This is a genomic window from Dethiosulfovibrio salsuginis, from assembly GCF_900177735.1.
GTDB classification, from domain to species: domain Bacteria; phylum Synergistota; class Synergistia; order Synergistales; family Dethiosulfovibrionaceae; genus Dethiosulfovibrio; species Dethiosulfovibrio salsuginis.
In genome coordinates, this window is record NZ_FXBB01000025.1 from 21,362 (window position 1) to 36,011 (window position 14,650).

Genomic DNA, 14,650 nt, shown 5'->3' on the forward strand with positions numbered 1-14,650 from the left:
TTTAGGAGGTATGAAATGTATAAGAGATTTATGGCTCCATCGGACATAGAGGCAAAGAGCTTCAGGATACTTCAGGAGAAGATGGGCCGCTTCCAGGGCACCGAGGAGGAACTGGCTATAGTGACCAGGGTCGCCCACGCCACCGCCGATGTGGACTTCGGGAAGAGCCTCTATATCCACCCTAAAGCGATAGAGTCGGCCATAGCGGCCCTCAAGGCAGGGAAGCCTGTAATAACCGACGTGGAGATGGTGAGAGCGGGCATAAGAAAGGAAGGGCTATCAAGGCTGGGAGGGGAGGTACTGACCTTCCTAAACGACCCAGACGTGGCGGAGATGGCAAAGGCCACGGAGAACGCCACTAGGTCCCAGATGGCCATGAGAAAGGCGGTTGCCCACATGGACGGCGCCATCGTTGCCATAGGCAACGCCCCTACCGCTCTTTTCGAGGTCATAGACAGGATAAAGTCGAAAGACGTCCGTCCTGCGGTGGTGATAGGTATGCCGATAGGATTCGTCGGAGCCGCCGAGTCCCATCAGGAGCTTATGGACCTAGACTATCCCTCCATAACCGCCCCAGGACCTAAAGGAGGGAGCCCCGTCGCCGCCGCCACGGTAAACGCCCTCATAAAGCTGGCCCTCGGAGAATGATGGACCCACTGGAAAAACTGGGCAAGGTGGGGGATCTCCAGAGGGGCTTCACCTCAGGTACCTCCGCCCAGGCGGCGGTGAAGGGAGCGGCCATCATGGCGGTGACCGGTGTGTCGGTGGAGTACGTGGAGGTTACTCTGCCAAACGGCGAGGACATAGAGATACCCTTAACCGACCTCAACGCCGGGCCAGGATGGGGGTCCTGTTGCGTGGTCAAGAGGTCCGGCGACGACCCGGACGTCACCGACGGCCACCGTTTCTGCGCCACGGTCAGGGTCACCGACGAAGAGGGAGTGACCTTAAAAGGCGGCGTAGGGGTCGGTAAGGTTACCAAGCAGGGCCTCCCTGTCCAGCCAGGAGAGTGGGCAATAAACCCCACCCCCAGGAGGATGATGGAACGTGACCTCTCGTGTCTGGTTCCCGAGGGCAAGGGGCTTGAGGCGATGATATGGGTCCCCGACGGCGAGGAGCTGGCAAAAAAGACCTGGAACCCCAGGCTCGGCATAGAGGGAGGCATCTCCATAATAGGGACCACCGGCGTTGTGGAACCTAAGTCCACCGCCGCCTGGGAGGCGTCAATAGACCTCTACGTTAAGGTGGCCGCAAAGGAGGCAGGTGACGGCCCGATGTACCTCCCTCTGGGCTATATCGGCGAGAGGCTGCTGTCGGAACGCTATTCCATCGACCTGGGCAAGACAGTCAAGACCGGAGACAAGGTAGGCTACACCCTGGAAAGGTGTCGGGCAGAGGGGATAAAAAAGGCCCTGGTGGTGGGGCATATAGGCAAGCTGTCCAAGGTCGCGGCGGGCATATTCGACACCAACTACCGCTCCGGCGACGGACGGCTGGAGACAATAGCCGCCTGGGCGGGAGCCTGTGGGGCATCCGCTGAGACCGTCAGGGAGATACTGGACCTCAAGCTCGCCGAGGCCGCGGTGGCCATTCTCCAAAGGGAGGGTCTGGACGAGGCACTTTACCACCTGGCCCGACGGTCCGGCGAGAGGATGGCGGACCTGCTGGACCAGAAGATGGAGATAGGTGTCATCCTGACGGACCTGGCGGGAAACGTCCTGAGCGTATGGCCCGAGGGCCTTTTGGAGGAAGAGCGATGGAAAAAGTTTACGTCGTAGGGGTTCCGCCGTCTATGGACTACATGATCCCCTTGGCCTCCAGGATCATAGGTTCGTCCCACACCCTCATAGGGGCCCCGAGGCTTCTGGATATGTTCAAGGACCTGAAGGGCAAAAGGCTGACCCCCCTCCAGGGAGGATACGGAACCTGCCTGGAGATCATAAAGAACAGGGCACCGGAGGAGAAAATCGCCGTTTTGGTCTCCGGGGATCCCTGTTTTTACAGCCTGGGGACCTCCCTGGCCTCGGCTATGCCAAAGGAGGAACTTGAGATCGTGCCGGCCATAGGGTCCATGTCCCTGGCCTTCGCAAGGCTTGGTCTGGCCTGGCAGGACTGCGTATTCCTGAGCTTTCACGGCAGGGCGGACGTCGATCTTGACCGGGCCATAAAGGATCCGACCAGGCCTGTGGCGGTGCTGACAGGGGGCGAGAACGGCCCTTCGTCGGTGGCCCGGGCCTTTTTGGACGCCGGGCCCGACAGGGTATGTCACGTCATGTCGAACCTAGGGATGGAGGGGGAAAGAATCCAGCCCCTTACCCTGTCCTCCCTGGCAAAAGACAGCAGTGATTTCCCCTCCCTGACGGTCTTGGTCCTGGAGGGCCTGAGATGATCGGGCCCTACAGGGACGAGGACTTCGCCAGGCTCCCTAAGGTCCCTCTGACCAAGGCCCCTATAAGGGCCCTGGTGGCGTCGCTGCTCCAGCCCCTCCACGGCCGTACCGTCGGGGAGGTCGGGACCGGCACAGGAGGGATCACCTCCGAGCTTGCCAGAGCTGTAGGCCCAGGAAGGGTCTACTCCATGGACCCGTCAAAAGAGGCCATAGAGGTGGCGACGAAGAACCTCTCCGATCTCGGCCTGATCCAGAGAGTCACCCTGATCCCCCAGGGCGCACCGGAGGGTCTGTCCACGGTCCCCACTCTGGACGGACTGGTCGTAGGGGGACATGGAGGGGACCTTAGGTCCATAATAGCCGCCTCGCTGCCTAAGATGTCCGCCGGATCGAGGATAGTGGTGACAGCCAACATGCCCTCCACAGCAGTAGAGGCGTTAGAGACTATGGAGGCGTGTTCTATGGCCCCGGAGATGTGGCAGATAACCCCGTCCATGGGGCATAAAACCGGGGCAGGCTGGATGCTTAAGGCCCTGAACCCGGTGTTTGTAGTCTGGGGAGACGTTCCTCAGGATAGATCTGAAATTAAGGAGAGCCTTTTATGACGAAAATACCCAACCCAGTCCACTTCGTAGGGGCGGGACCGGGAGCACCGGACCTGATAACCCTGAGAGGCAAGACCCTACTGGAGACGGCGGACCTGGTCATCTACGCCGGAAGTCTGGTAAACCCTGAGATACTCCTTTGGTGCAGGGATAGCGCTGTGATAATGGACTCGGCGTCCATGGACCTGACGGAACAGGTAGAGGCCATGGAGCGGTCCTTCCGGGAGGGCCTGTCGGTGGTCCGACTGCACACCGGTGATCCAAGCCTCTACGGAGCGGTGGCGGAACAGAAAAGGTCGCTGGAGGACAGAGGGATACCGGTGGTGTTCGTGCCAGGGGTAAGCAGCCTTCAGGCGTCGGCTGCGGCCCTTGGGATCCAGTACACCGTTCCAGGAGGGACCCAGACTCTGATCTGCACCAGAAGGGCTGGGAGGACCCCTGTTCCCCAGTCAGAGTCCCTGGAAAAGCTGGCCTCCCACGGGGCCACCATGGTCATGTTTTTGAGCTCCGACCAAGCCCAGGAGGTCGCAGAGGACCTTATAACCGGCGGCATAGCCCCGGAGACCCCCTCCGCCTGCGTCTACAGGGCTTCATGGGACGATCAGATCGTGATCCGGTCCACCTTGCTAGAGCTCCCTGGCGCCATGAGGGAGAGATCCATAGACCGTCAGGCCCTCATAATAGTGGGCCAGTGCATCGATCCAGGCACCTCCGCAAGCCTGCTCTACGACAGGACCTTCTCCCACGGCTTTAGGGAGGGCAGGGAATGATATCGGTCTTCTCGGTGTCCCAAAGGGGAGCGAAGACCGGCGAACGGTGCGCCTCTTTGGTAGGCGGCGAACACCGCAGGCCCCCTAGAGACCAGCTCAGATCCTCGGTTTCCCAGGCATGGGGGCAGTCCAAGGCCATCGTTATGGTGGGGTCCATCGGGGTGGCTGTGAGGGTGATAGCTCCCCTTCTACAGGACAAGGAGACCGACCCGGCGGTTATAGTGGTGACCGAGGACGGCAAGACGGTTATCCCCCTGACAGGGGCCCATCTTGGAGGAGGGACCGACCTATCCCGTTCCCTGGGAACCGGCCTTGAGGCGGAGGTGGTTCTGACCACCTCCAGCGACAGGACCAGCTCTATAGCCCCGGACCTGCTCTGCTCCCGATGGGGCTGGAAAATAGAGGGCAAAAGAGGCCTGGTAGACACCAACGGAGCCCTCCTGGACGGGAAGGACCTGCTCTACTGGATCGAGGAGGATCAGTCCATGCCCCCCTTTCCCGAGAGATATCTGAGGACCCCCAGGAGGGATCTGGCCCAGGTCATAGTCTCCTCAAAAAAGAGGGGTCTGGCCTCCGACCAGGTCCAGTTAGTCCCGCCTTCGACGGTGGCAGGGATGGGCTGTCGAAAGGGAACCGCCAAGACCGCGCTCCTCCAGGAGCTGACCGAGGCCCTGGAGGACCACGGGCTGCTTATCCAGAGCGTCGGGGAGATAAGGACCGCCTGGGCTAAAAAGGACGAGCCCGGGCTTATGGCCCTAGGGGAGGAGCTGGGCATCCCTGTGACGATTATGACCGACGACGAGATAAAAGCGGTTCAGGGGACCTTCTCCCCATCAGCGGCGGAGGATCACCTAGGTCTGCCAGGGGTGGCCGAGCCCTGTGCTGCAAGCGCCGGAAGGCTCCTAGGGCCTAGAAGGGCCCAAAATGGGGTCACAGTAGCCCTGGCCCACCGGCCCCTTAACTTCGTCGGCAAACTGTCTGTGGTGGGAACAGGACCGGGGGACAGCGGATACATCACCCTTCAGGCCAGAGAGGCCATAGATAGGGCGGACTGGGTCGTGGGGTACAGGCTGTACGTGGACCAGCTCCCCCAGGAATGGCTGGAGGGAAAGGGAGTAGAGAGGTACGGCATGGGCCAGGAGGAGGAAAGGGTCGAGGCGGCTCTGAGCCTGGCCCGGAAGGGCTACAGGGTGGCACTGGTCTCCGGCGGGGACCCTATACTTTTCGGTATGGCGGGCCTCGCCAGAAACATGGCGATGGGAGTACCCCTAGAGGTTATCCCAGGGCTTTCGGCGGTCCAGGCCGCAGGGGCGACCCTGGGGGCCCCCTACTCCAACGGCCTCATAATGCTATCCCTCTCCGATTACCTCCAGCCCTGGCGGGCCATAGAGGTGGCACTGGAGGGAGCGGCCTCCACCGACCTGACGGTGGCCCTGTACAACCCTGTCCGAAAGGGACTGGAGGAAAAGCTGGATAAGGTAAAGTACACCTTTACCGCAAGAGGTTACATCGACGGCTGGCTCATAAGGGACGCAGGGAGGCCGGAGGAATCGATGAGACCGATAAAGCTGGCGGAACTGGACCACCGGGACGTGGACATGAGAACAATGATACTGCTCCCTGGGAAAAACACCGTCTATCGAGACGGCGTTCTCGTAGATACCAGAGGATACGGCAAGGAAAGGACTGACTCTATATGAAGCGAACCCTTATAGGCATAGGGGTGGGGCCCGGCGACCCGGACCTGGTCACAGTCGGGGCAATTAAGGCCCTGAAGGAGGCCGACGTGGCCCTCCTCCCTCTGGCAAAGGAAGGAGGGTCCAGCGTGGCGGGCAGCATAGTGAAGAGCCATCTGGACCGAGATTGGACCTCCTTCGTCTTCCCCATGAAGGGAAGGGAGGAGGAAAGGGACGGAGTGATACTGGACCAGCTTGAGAGGCTACGCCCCCTTTGGGAGGGAGCCGCCACTATAGCCCTGCCGGTCATAGGGGACTCGACACTCTACGCCACCGTGGCCTGGCTCTTTATGCAGTGGCGTAAGCTGGACCCATGCATGGAGCTGAGGCTGATCCCTGGAATATCCGCCCACTCACTGGCGGCGGCCAGGACCGGTAGCTTTTTGGCAATGGGGGAAGAGAGGCTGTCGATCCTGCCGGGAACCGCTCCCTATTCCGACTTAAGGGACTCCCTTCACGCCTCCGACTGCGCCGCAATCTATAAACCCTCCGCCCTGGGAGAGGATCTGCCCAGGCTGATGGAGGAGACCGGTCCATGGCCATCGGCGGTTCGGATAACCAAAGCGGGATTACCCGAGGAACGTATAGAGGTCGGAGAGAATGCCCTGACCCCCTGCGAAGACTATCTGTCCATACTGATACTTAGACGGCAGGGGGAAGGGGAATGAACCTGAGCTGCGTCTATCTGGACCACCGAAACAGCACCGTGTCCCAGAGGTCCGGCCTATGGGAGGACCTGGACCAGCTTGAGGAGTTCGTCGAGGAGGGAACCATCTCCGAGTGTCTGCCCCTCCACACCTGCAACAGGGTGGAGCTGTATATGCTCCACAGCGGCAACGAACTTCCGGTGGAGATCCTTCCCACCATGCCGCTCTCGACGCTAAAGGGCCTCGACGCCGTGGATCACCTCATCAGGGTCCTTCTAGGGCTGGAGAGCATGGCCTGTGGAGAGTCCTTCGTGGTATCCCAGGTCAAAAAAGAGTACGAAAGGTACAGGCCTCTCTGCGGCCCTATCCTCAACAGGTTGGTCCAGCGGTGTCTCAACGCCGCCTCCATACTTAGGACCGAGTTCCATCCCGGCAGGGCCCCGTCCATTCCGTGGCTGATGGTCCAGTCCCTCAGGGAACACCGCCTTTGGCCATCGATAAAAATCCTGGTTCTAGGGGCGGGAGATATGGGAGAGGAGACTGCGAAGGTCCTGAGGGCCTCCCAGGTCCCCTTCGCCATCGCCAACAGGACCGACCACAGAGCCCAGGAGCTCGCATCAGCCACAGGGGGGTCCTTCCTGCCCTGGGACCGGTGGGAGGAGGAAGCCAAGGCCTCCGACGTGGTTATATTCACCACCGCCTCGCCGGAGCCCATTATGGACTGTGGCCCAAAGTCCCCTTGGTGTATGGACATGGGAGGCTCAGCCCAGGTCCGAGATATGGGCGGTAAGGTGCTGTCCATAGACCATCTGAAGGAGAGGTCCGAGGAACTGCTCAAGGACTACCGAAAGGATCTGACCAGGCTGGAGAGGGAGACCCAGGAGACCGCCCAAGCCATATGGGCGGACCTTCTGACCGTCCAGGGGGACGCGAACAGGAGGCTTGCTATGATGAGGGTGGGCCAGATCGTGGAGAGCCGAGCTTCCCAGACCGCCCAGAAAACCGGGGCCTCGGAGGAAGTTCTCAGACAGATGGCATGGAGCGTGGCGAAGGCGGTCCTGGCCCCGGTTCTGGACAGGCAGGGCCCTCACTCCTCCAGGCTATGGCGGGTCCTAGCGGAGGGGGTAGACCATGACTCGTAGATTTTCTCTGATGGCAGCGCTGGACAGCTCTCTGGGGCCCGTTCTGGTGGTCGGAGGGGGCTGCGTCGGGGAGAGAAAGATAAGAACCTTGCTCAGCGCCGATTTTCCCGTGACCTTGGTGTCCCCGGAGGCCACGTCAGGGCTTCAGGGCCTGGCTGGCAGGAGGCAGATAACCTGGCACAGGAGGACCGTCACAGAGGAGGACTTCTCGTCCCACAGAATAGCCGTCCTGGCCCTTTCCAGAGAGGACACACTGTCGGTGATGGCCCTGGTGAAAAGCCCCTGCCTTTTGGACTGTTGCGGCGCAAAAGAGCTTGGCAACTGGTCCCTGGCGGCCCAGTTCAGGACCGACGGACACCTTATAGGGGTCGGCAGCTTCGGCACGTCGCCGTCGGCCTCGGCGGACCTCAAGATGAACCTCCAAAGCTGGCTGGAGTCGGAGAGGGAGAGGCCTATCCTATTCAGCAGAAAGAGCACCTTGGCCAGGGCTCAGACAATGGAGGCCGCCAGAGCCCTCCAGTCCCTGGGGCTTCCGGTGGAGATAAAGACCATGTCCACCTGCGGAGACTCTAACCTGAGCTGTCATCTCTCCTCCTTCGGGGGATACGGCGCCTTCGTCAAGTGTCTGGAGGAGGCCATACTGGAGGGCAAGGGAGACGGGGCGGTACACAGCCTTAAAGACGTCCCTACTCTGCTCCCCGACGGCCTAGAGCTGGTGGCGGTGCTTCCCAGGGCGGCCACCTCCGACTTACTGGTGTCCTTCTGCCCAGGAGGGCTGGAGGGACTGCCGGAAGGGGCCCTGATAGGGACCGCCAGCCTGAGGAGAAAGGCCCAGCTTCTGAAGCTCAGGCCGGATCTCAACTTCACCCTCATAAGGGGAAACGTAAACACCAGACTGGCAAAGCTGGACACCGGCGAGATGGACGGCATAGTCCTCGCCAAGGCGGGGCTGGACAGACTGGGCATAAAGCCCGCCATGGCCACCGAGCTCCCCACCATACCGTCGCCCTGTCAGGGGATTATAGCCATAGAGGCCAGGACGGGATCCGCTCTGGCCGAGCAGGCCAGGAGGATAAACCACCGTCCGACCTGGCTCATGGCCCTGGCGGAGAGAGAGCTACTGAGGACCCTTCAGGTTGGCTGTCACGTCCCCTTCGCCGCGGTATCGTCCTGGGAGGGAGAATCGCTCCACCTGAGGGCTCAGGCCCTTTCGGAGCTGGGTGATTCGGTGGATATGGACATATCCAGGCCGGTCTCAACCGACGAGCAGGCCCAGGACCTGGGGAGGGAGATGGGCAAAAGACTGCTCTCCTCCCCTGAGGCCCTCTCCATGCTGAGGGCATCCTCATGACGGTGTTCTTAACCGGAGCGGGATGCGGAGGCCCCAGATGGCTCACCGCCGAGGCCAAGGAAATCCTTTCCCAGGCGGATCAGGTTGTCCACGACGACCTGATCCACCCGGACCTGCTACAGATGGCCCCGGAGGGATGCGGTTTTCACATGGTGGGCAAGAGAAAGGGACTACACTCTTCGTCCCAGGAGGACATAGAGGCCCTTTTGGTGGACCTGGGAGGTAAGTTTGAGGTCGTGGTGAGGCTGAAGGGGGGTGACCCCTTCGTCTTCGGCCGAGGGGGCGAGGAGGCCCTGGCCCTCCAGAGGGCCCAAATTCCATGGAGATACGTCCCCGGTATCACCGCCGCCATAGGGGGGCTGGGATCCCAGGGGATACCTTTGACCCATAGAGGCTCGGCGGAGACTGCCACACTGGTTACAGGCCACAGAAAGGACGACCGAGACGACCGGGAGCTGTGGGAAAGGATGGCCCAAGCCGGCGGTACCAGGGCCATATATATGGGGGCCTCCAAGGGACGGTCCATAGCCCGGTGGCTTATGGAGTCCGGCGAGAGGGAGGACCTTCCCTGTTCGTCGGTACACTGGGGCGGCTGGGGTCGGTCCACCAGGCGAGACTTCGGTTTGAAATCCGTCCCGGAGGACCTGTCCAGCCCGTCGATAATAGCCCTAGGGGACGTAGCGTCTTTGGGGCTAAAGCCCGAGGAAGGACCGTTGAAGGGGCTCCAGGTAGGAATAGTCAGACCCTACCCCGAGAGCTGGACCACCGCCAGGGAGTTGGAGGCCCTGGGGGCGGACTGCTACTCCCTGCCTCTCCTAAAACTAAAAAGGCTCGAGCATAACTGGGACCGAGACGCCATATCCCGATCGGACTGGCTGGTCCTGACCAGCCCCAGAGGAGCGGCTCTCCTGCCTGAGGCCCTAGATCTCCGTAGGATAGGCGGTAAGGTGGTCTCCATCGGGCCCGGGACCTCCAGAGCCCTCAGAAGGATAGGCATAGAGCCAGACCATGAGGCCGCAAGTCCGACCTCCGAGGGGCTGGCTGAGGCCCTTTCCAGGCTGGTTCGACCGGGAGATAGGGTTTGTTTTTTCCGAAACGCCCGTTCGTCCCAGCTGCCATTTCAGGCCGTATCGACGGCAGGGGCGATTCCCTTGGACCTCAAAGCCTACTCTATGGAGGCATCTAGGCTTCCAGGGGAGGATGCCTATCGGTCCTGCTGGGAAAGGACAGGGCTGGACTCGGTGGCCTTCGGAAGCGCCGCATTGGTGGAGGCCTATTTCGACCTGTTTGGCCCTCTGCCCGAGGGGACAATCCCTGTGGCCTGGGGGATCCACTGCGCCGAGGCGGTGAGGGATATCTTCAAAAGGGAACCATTGACCATGGAGGAGCCGTCCTATCAGGGGCTGGTCTCTTCCCTAGTAAAACTTAAAAGATAAGCACAGAGAGGATGGCTATCATGGACAACAAGAGCATGTTCGAGACCGCCTGTTCCCATCTGGTGGGAGGGGTAAACAGCCCTGTCAGAGCGTGGAAGGCGGTAGGAGGGACACCGAGGTTCTACGTCAGAGGAAAGGGCCCCAGGGTCTACGACGTGGAGGGAAGGGAGTATCTGGACTACGTCTGTAGCTGGGGACCTCTCATACTGGGACACTCCCATCCATCGGTGGTGGAGGCGGTCCAGAGGGCGGCGGAGATGTCCACCTCCTTCGGCGCCCCCTGCGTCCAGGAGGTTATGCTGGCAATGGCGGTAAAGTCGGTGTTCCCCTCCATGGAGAAGGTCAGGTTCGTCAGCTCCGGGACCGAGGCAACCATGTCGGCTTTGAGACTGGCGAGAGGCTTCACCGGCAGGGACAAGATCGTCAAGTTCGACGGATGCTATCATGGCCACAGCGACTCCCTCCTGGTGGCGGCGGGGAGCGGAGCCCTCACATTCGGGGTCCCGAACAGCCCGGGAATAACCGAGGGGACAGCAAAGGACACTTTGGTGTTGCCCTTCAACGACCTTGAGAGAGCGAAGGAGCTTTTTAGCTCCCAGGGAGACTCCATAGCGGCGGTGATAGTGGAGCCCTGGGCGGGCAACATGGGCCTGGTCCCTCCTGCGCCGGGCTTCCTCCAGGGCCTCAGGGACATAACCGAGAGCCACGGAGCGCTGCTGATCTTCGACGAGGTTATAACTGGCTTCAGAAACAGAAAAGGCGGGGCCCAGCAGGTGGCCCAGGTCACCCCCGATCTGACCTGTCTCGGCAAGGTCATAGGTGGAGGGCTTCCGGTGGGGGCCTTCGGTGGACCGGGAAGGATTATGGACCGCCTATCCCCCATAGGCGACGTCTACCAGGCTGGAACCCTATCGGGCAACCCCCTGGCGATGGCGGCGGGGCTGGCCACTTTAGAGGAACTGTCAAAAGAGAGCACCTACGACGCACTGGAGTCCAACGGCCTGGCCCTCCAGAGGGGGTTACAGAGGGCCGCCGACGAGGCTGGCGTTCCACTGTCCACCGTCGTCATGGGAGGTCTGGTGGGAATGTTCTTCTCCCCTTCCCACCCGACAAACCTGGAGGAGGTAAAGGCATCCAGGGCGGACCTCTACGGCCGGTTCTTTCAGGCCATGATGGACCGAGGGTACGCCTTCGCGCCGTCGGCCTACGAGACGGTAATGGTGTCATCCTCCCACAGCGAGAGGGACATAGAGTCCACCGTGGAGGCAGCAAAAGAGGTATTCGACCAGATGGCAAAAGGAGGGCTCGACCTTGAATGACATGAGATGTGGCTTCCCCGCCAACCGGCTCAGGAGGCTGAGGGGGAACCCGGTTCTTGCGGACTCGGTGAGGGAGACAATCCTCACGGTTCAAAACCTGATGATGCCTCTTTTCATCGTAGAGGGAAAGGGAATAAGGGAGCCCCTGGCATCCCTTGATGGAGTGGATCATCTGTCGGTGGACAGGCTGGAGGAGGTCGTGGACCCGGCACTGGAGCTAGGGGTCCGGTCCTTCCTGCTGTTCGGCCTTCCAGGGAAGAAAGACGGCAGGGGGAGCTCCGGCAGCGACCAGGACGGTCCGGTCCAGAGGGCCCTGAGGCATATGTCCAGTGGATACGGAAATCAAGTCCTCCTGGCCTCCGACGTCTGCATGTGTCAGTACACCGACCACGGCCACTGCGGAATCCTCAAAGAGGACGGATCGGTGGACAACGACTCCACCCTTAAGAGGCTGGGGGAGATCGCCGTCAGCCACGGAAGGGCGGGAGCCCATATGGTGGCCCCCTCGGCGATGATGGACGGCCAGGTGGGGGCCATAAGATCCGCACTGGACCGCTCGGGATTTGAGGGTGTATCCGTAATGGGCTACTCGGCGAAGTTCCACTCCGCCATGTACGGACCCTTCAGGGAGGCGGCGAACAGCGCCCCAGGCAAAGGAGACCGGTCGACCTATCAGATGGACCCGGCCAACGGCAGAGAGGCCATCAGGGAGGCCCTTCAGGACGAGCAGGAGGGTGCAGACCTGCTCATGGTCAAGCCCTCGCTGCTCTATTTGGACGTCCTGGCAAACCTGAGACGGGAGACCCTTCTGCCATTGGCGGCCTACATGGTCAGCGGTGAGTACATGATGCTGAGGCACGGGGCCAGGGCTGGAGCCATAGACGGCAAAAGGTCCATGATGGAGGCCCACCTGGCCCTGAAGAGGGCCGGAGCGGACATCATCATAACCTACGGGGCAAGGGAGATAGCCCGATGGCTCAGTCAGCCGTAGATTTCCTGAGGCTCGGAGGGCCGGTGGTATGGTGCATCGCCGGCCTCTCGGTGATAGCCCTGGCAGTGGTCCTTGAACGGCTGTTTTTCGCCATCCGGTCCTGGGAAAACCCCGAGCCGGTGGAGAGGGCGCTGTGCGAGGTGCTGTACAAGGGAGATCCGTCGGCTTCCACCGCCCTATGCAAAGAGAAAGACACCTCCATAAGAAGGCTCTTTCTGGCGGGGGTGAACCACTGGCAGACCGACAGAGAGTCCCTCCAGATCCTTCTAGAGGGACAGATAAGGAGGGAGACCTACCGGTGGAGCAAAGGACTGTCCGTCCTGTCCGCCATAGCCAGAATAGCCCCCCTTCTTGGGTTGCTGGGGACGGTCCTGGGCATGGTTGACATATTCCAGGCCCTTCCCGAGACAGACCAGGCCCCTATGGTCGCTCTGGCGGGGGGTATATGGAAGGCCCTGCTCACCACCGTGGCAGGCCTTGCGGTGGCGGTCCCGGCGATGCTCTGCCACTCGGTGCTCAGCGCTAAGGTGGACGACGTGGAGGAGACCCTGGCCCGGGGAGCGGACTTTCTGCTTCGGGAGAAGATGGGGAAAGGATGAGGCGGAGGGCCAACCAGGCGGAGGTCGAGCTGACTCCCCTGATAGACGTCCTGTTCATACTGATAATCTTCTTCGTCCTGACGGCGTCCTTCGTCCAGGGACAGATACCTCTTGACCTCCCCGACGGCAGGGGGACCCCCCCTCAGGAACAGGGGATGACCATATCCATGACCGAGGACGGCTCGTTATACCTCAACGATAGCCCTGTGGACAGGGAGGCCCTTATAGAGGGAGCCAGGATGGCCTTGGATCAGGGCAAGTCCCTCATACTGGTCGCCGACCGATCCATACCCTACGGTGAGGTGGCGTCCCTTCTGGACATGTTGAGGGCCAACGGAGTTTCCTCCGTAGGGTTGGGGCTGAAAGGCACAGAGCCGTGAGATGGGCAGTTCCGATACTGATAAGCCTTATTCTCCACGGCCTGATGCTCTCGGTGAACTGGACCGCCGAGCTGAAGGGAAGAGGCCAGATCATATCGGTCAGGCTGATACCGCTGGCACAAGAGCCCGGACCAGGACCCGACTCTCCCGAGGGAGGGAGACAAAAACAGGAACCGGCCTCCAACCCTGAGAAGCCATCGGAACCGGTTCAGGAGCCCCCTGGGCAGGAGACCTCGAAGAACAATGAGGTACAGAAAAAGCCTGAATCGGCTCCAGAACTGATCCAAAAACCACTAGCGGTGGAAAAGCCACAGGAGAGGAAAGTTACACCGAAAACCAAACCGGAGGCCGAGCCGACCCAGAAACCTGTCCCACAGAAAACTCCGGCAAAGACGGAGCCTAAACCGGTCAAGGAAGTCCCAGAAAAACGGAAACCGGTTGAAAAAACCGCCCCTAAAGCGACCCAGCCTACCAAGGCAGAGTCTAAAAATGAGCAGGTCAAGCCAGCTCCGGCCCCTAAGATACCCCCAAGTAACGACGGTGAGGGAGAAGAGGCCAAGAACATCGGTACACAGGGGACTACTCCCCTAAAGACCTCCACCTTGACCTCAGCTGGGGCTGAAGGAGGTAAGAAATCGGCTCAGCCCAAGGGGATCATGTCGGAAAATGACGTAACGGTCATCCACAGGGAACAGCCGGTCTACCCCCTCATCTCCAGAAAGAGAAAGGAACAGGGAACTGTGGCGGTTTTACTGGAGGTGACTTCCGGAAAGGTCTCAGACGCCAAGGTGGAGAGCTCCTCAGGGTCGCCAAGGCTGGACGAATCGGCGGTAAAGGCCCTCCGGGCCTGGAGATTCTCCCAGGACCTGACCGGAACGGTGAGGATTCCGGTGGTATTCACCTTAACTAAATGAGTAGAACTAATCCGAGGGAATGCAACCGTTAGTTTTTCGAGTCCCCTCGGAGAGATCGTTCCGCCTACGCCCTGTTTCGCCCAATCGTATACTCGACCTGCCTGTTTCGTACGAACCGCCTCGGAGGGCACGTCCTGTGCCCCCTCGGCTTGGGGCGACGTCCTGTCGCCCCATTCGACTACACGACGGCAGGTCGAGTATACGGGCTCAAATGGGCTCCGTCGGAACGATCTCTCCGAGGATTAGAGTTTTTAGAGGTTCCCTAAAGACAATAAGAAGCAGGACCGAGAGCGATAAACCACTCCCGGTCCTACTTCTTGTTATCCGAACGGCCTACAGAAGCTTTTTAGACCCCGAATAGACCTCCTCCA

General features: G+C 60.7%; 15 protein-coding genes. All 15 read left to right on the plus strand.

The annotated features are described in order from the left end of the window. Window positions 1-15: 15 nt before the first annotated feature. Genes B9Y55_RS09305 through B9Y55_RS09375 form a run of 15 tightly spaced genes read left to right on the plus strand, consistent with a single transcriptional unit; the run spans window position 16 to window position 14,279 of the window. On the plus strand, window positions 16-648 hold the full coding sequence (locus tag B9Y55_RS09305) for a precorrin-8X methylmutase (RefSeq protein ID WP_085545083.1): 633 nt from the start codon (window positions 16-18) through the stop codon (window positions 646-648). After that, window positions 645-1,778: a cobalt-precorrin-5B (C(1))-methyltransferase CbiD gene (cbiD, locus tag B9Y55_RS09310; RefSeq protein WP_085545084.1), complete on the plus strand. Its 1,134-nt coding sequence runs from the start codon at window positions 645-647 to the stop codon at window positions 1,776-1,778. Before B9Y55_RS09305 ends, cbiD begins: the two co-directional genes overlap by 4 nt. Then, on the plus strand, window positions 1,757-2,389 hold the full coding sequence (gene cbiE / locus B9Y55_RS09315) for a precorrin-6y C5,15-methyltransferase (decarboxylating) subunit CbiE (protein WP_159448304.1): 633 nt from the start codon (window positions 1,757-1,759) through the stop codon (window positions 2,387-2,389). The genes cbiD and cbiE overlap by 22 nt, the downstream gene beginning before the upstream one ends. Next, on the plus strand, window positions 2,386-2,994 hold the full coding sequence (locus B9Y55_RS09320) for a methyltransferase domain-containing protein (protein ID WP_085545086.1): 609 nt from the start codon (window positions 2,386-2,388) through the stop codon (window positions 2,992-2,994). The genes cbiE and B9Y55_RS09320 overlap by 4 nt, the downstream gene beginning before the upstream one ends. Beyond that, window positions 2,991-3,764: a precorrin-4 C(11)-methyltransferase gene (gene cobM, locus B9Y55_RS09325; RefSeq protein ID WP_085545087.1), complete on the plus strand. Its 774-nt coding sequence runs from the start codon at window positions 2,991-2,993 to the stop codon at window positions 3,762-3,764. The genes B9Y55_RS09320 and cobM overlap by 4 nt, the downstream gene beginning before the upstream one ends. Further along, on the plus strand, window positions 3,761-5,464 hold the full coding sequence (locus tag B9Y55_RS09330; RefSeq protein WP_085545088.1) for a cobalamin biosynthesis protein: 1,704 nt from the start codon (window positions 3,761-3,763) through the stop codon (window positions 5,462-5,464). The genes cobM and B9Y55_RS09330 overlap by 4 nt, the downstream gene beginning before the upstream one ends. Further along, complete coding sequence (locus tag B9Y55_RS09335) at window positions 5,461-6,168, plus strand: precorrin-2 C(20)-methyltransferase (RefSeq protein ID WP_085545089.1); 708 nt, start codon at window positions 5,461-5,463, stop codon at window positions 6,166-6,168. Before B9Y55_RS09330 ends, B9Y55_RS09335 begins: the two co-directional genes overlap by 4 nt. Continuing rightward, entirely contained in the window at window positions 6,165-7,289 is a 1,125-nt protein-coding gene (locus tag B9Y55_RS09340; protein ID WP_085545090.1) for a Rossmann-fold NAD(P)-binding domain-containing protein, read from the plus strand. Before B9Y55_RS09335 ends, B9Y55_RS09340 begins: the two co-directional genes overlap by 4 nt. Further along, window positions 7,279-8,640, plus strand: coding sequence for a hydroxymethylbilane synthase (gene hemC / locus B9Y55_RS09345; protein WP_085545091.1), 1,362 nt, complete (start codon window positions 7,279-7,281; stop codon window positions 8,638-8,640). The genes B9Y55_RS09340 and hemC overlap by 11 nt, the downstream gene beginning before the upstream one ends. Beyond that, on the plus strand, window positions 8,637-10,076 hold the full coding sequence (gene cobA, locus B9Y55_RS09350) for a uroporphyrinogen-III C-methyltransferase (RefSeq protein WP_085545092.1): 1,440 nt from the start codon (window positions 8,637-8,639) through the stop codon (window positions 10,074-10,076). Before hemC ends, cobA begins: the two co-directional genes overlap by 4 nt. Before the next feature lie 20 nt (window positions 10,077-10,096). After that, window positions 10,097-11,395: a glutamate-1-semialdehyde 2,1-aminomutase gene (gene hemL, locus B9Y55_RS09355; RefSeq protein WP_085545093.1), complete on the plus strand. Its 1,299-nt coding sequence runs from the start codon at window positions 10,097-10,099 to the stop codon at window positions 11,393-11,395. Between the two features lies 1 nt (window position 11,396). After that, the gene (gene hemB, locus B9Y55_RS09360) at window positions 11,397-12,386 is read left to right on the plus strand and encodes a porphobilinogen synthase (protein WP_085545098.1); all 990 of its coding nucleotides are present in this window, start codon (window positions 11,397-11,399) and stop codon (window positions 12,384-12,386) included. Continuing rightward, the gene (locus B9Y55_RS09365; protein WP_085545094.1) at window positions 12,368-12,985 is read left to right on the plus strand and encodes a MotA/TolQ/ExbB proton channel family protein; all 618 of its coding nucleotides are present in this window, start codon (window positions 12,368-12,370) and stop codon (window positions 12,983-12,985) included. Before hemB ends, B9Y55_RS09365 begins: the two co-directional genes overlap by 19 nt. Beyond that, window positions 12,982-13,365, plus strand: a complete 384-nt coding sequence (locus tag B9Y55_RS09370) for an ExbD/TolR family protein (RefSeq protein WP_085545095.1) — start codon at window positions 12,982-12,984, stop codon at window positions 13,363-13,365. Before B9Y55_RS09365 ends, B9Y55_RS09370 begins: the two co-directional genes overlap by 4 nt. After that, a complete protein-coding gene (locus B9Y55_RS09375; RefSeq protein ID WP_085545096.1) occupies window positions 13,362-14,279 on the plus strand; it encodes an energy transducer TonB in 918 nt (305 codons plus the stop codon). The genes B9Y55_RS09370 and B9Y55_RS09375 overlap by 4 nt, the downstream gene beginning before the upstream one ends. Window positions 14,280-14,650 lie beyond the last annotated feature (371 nt).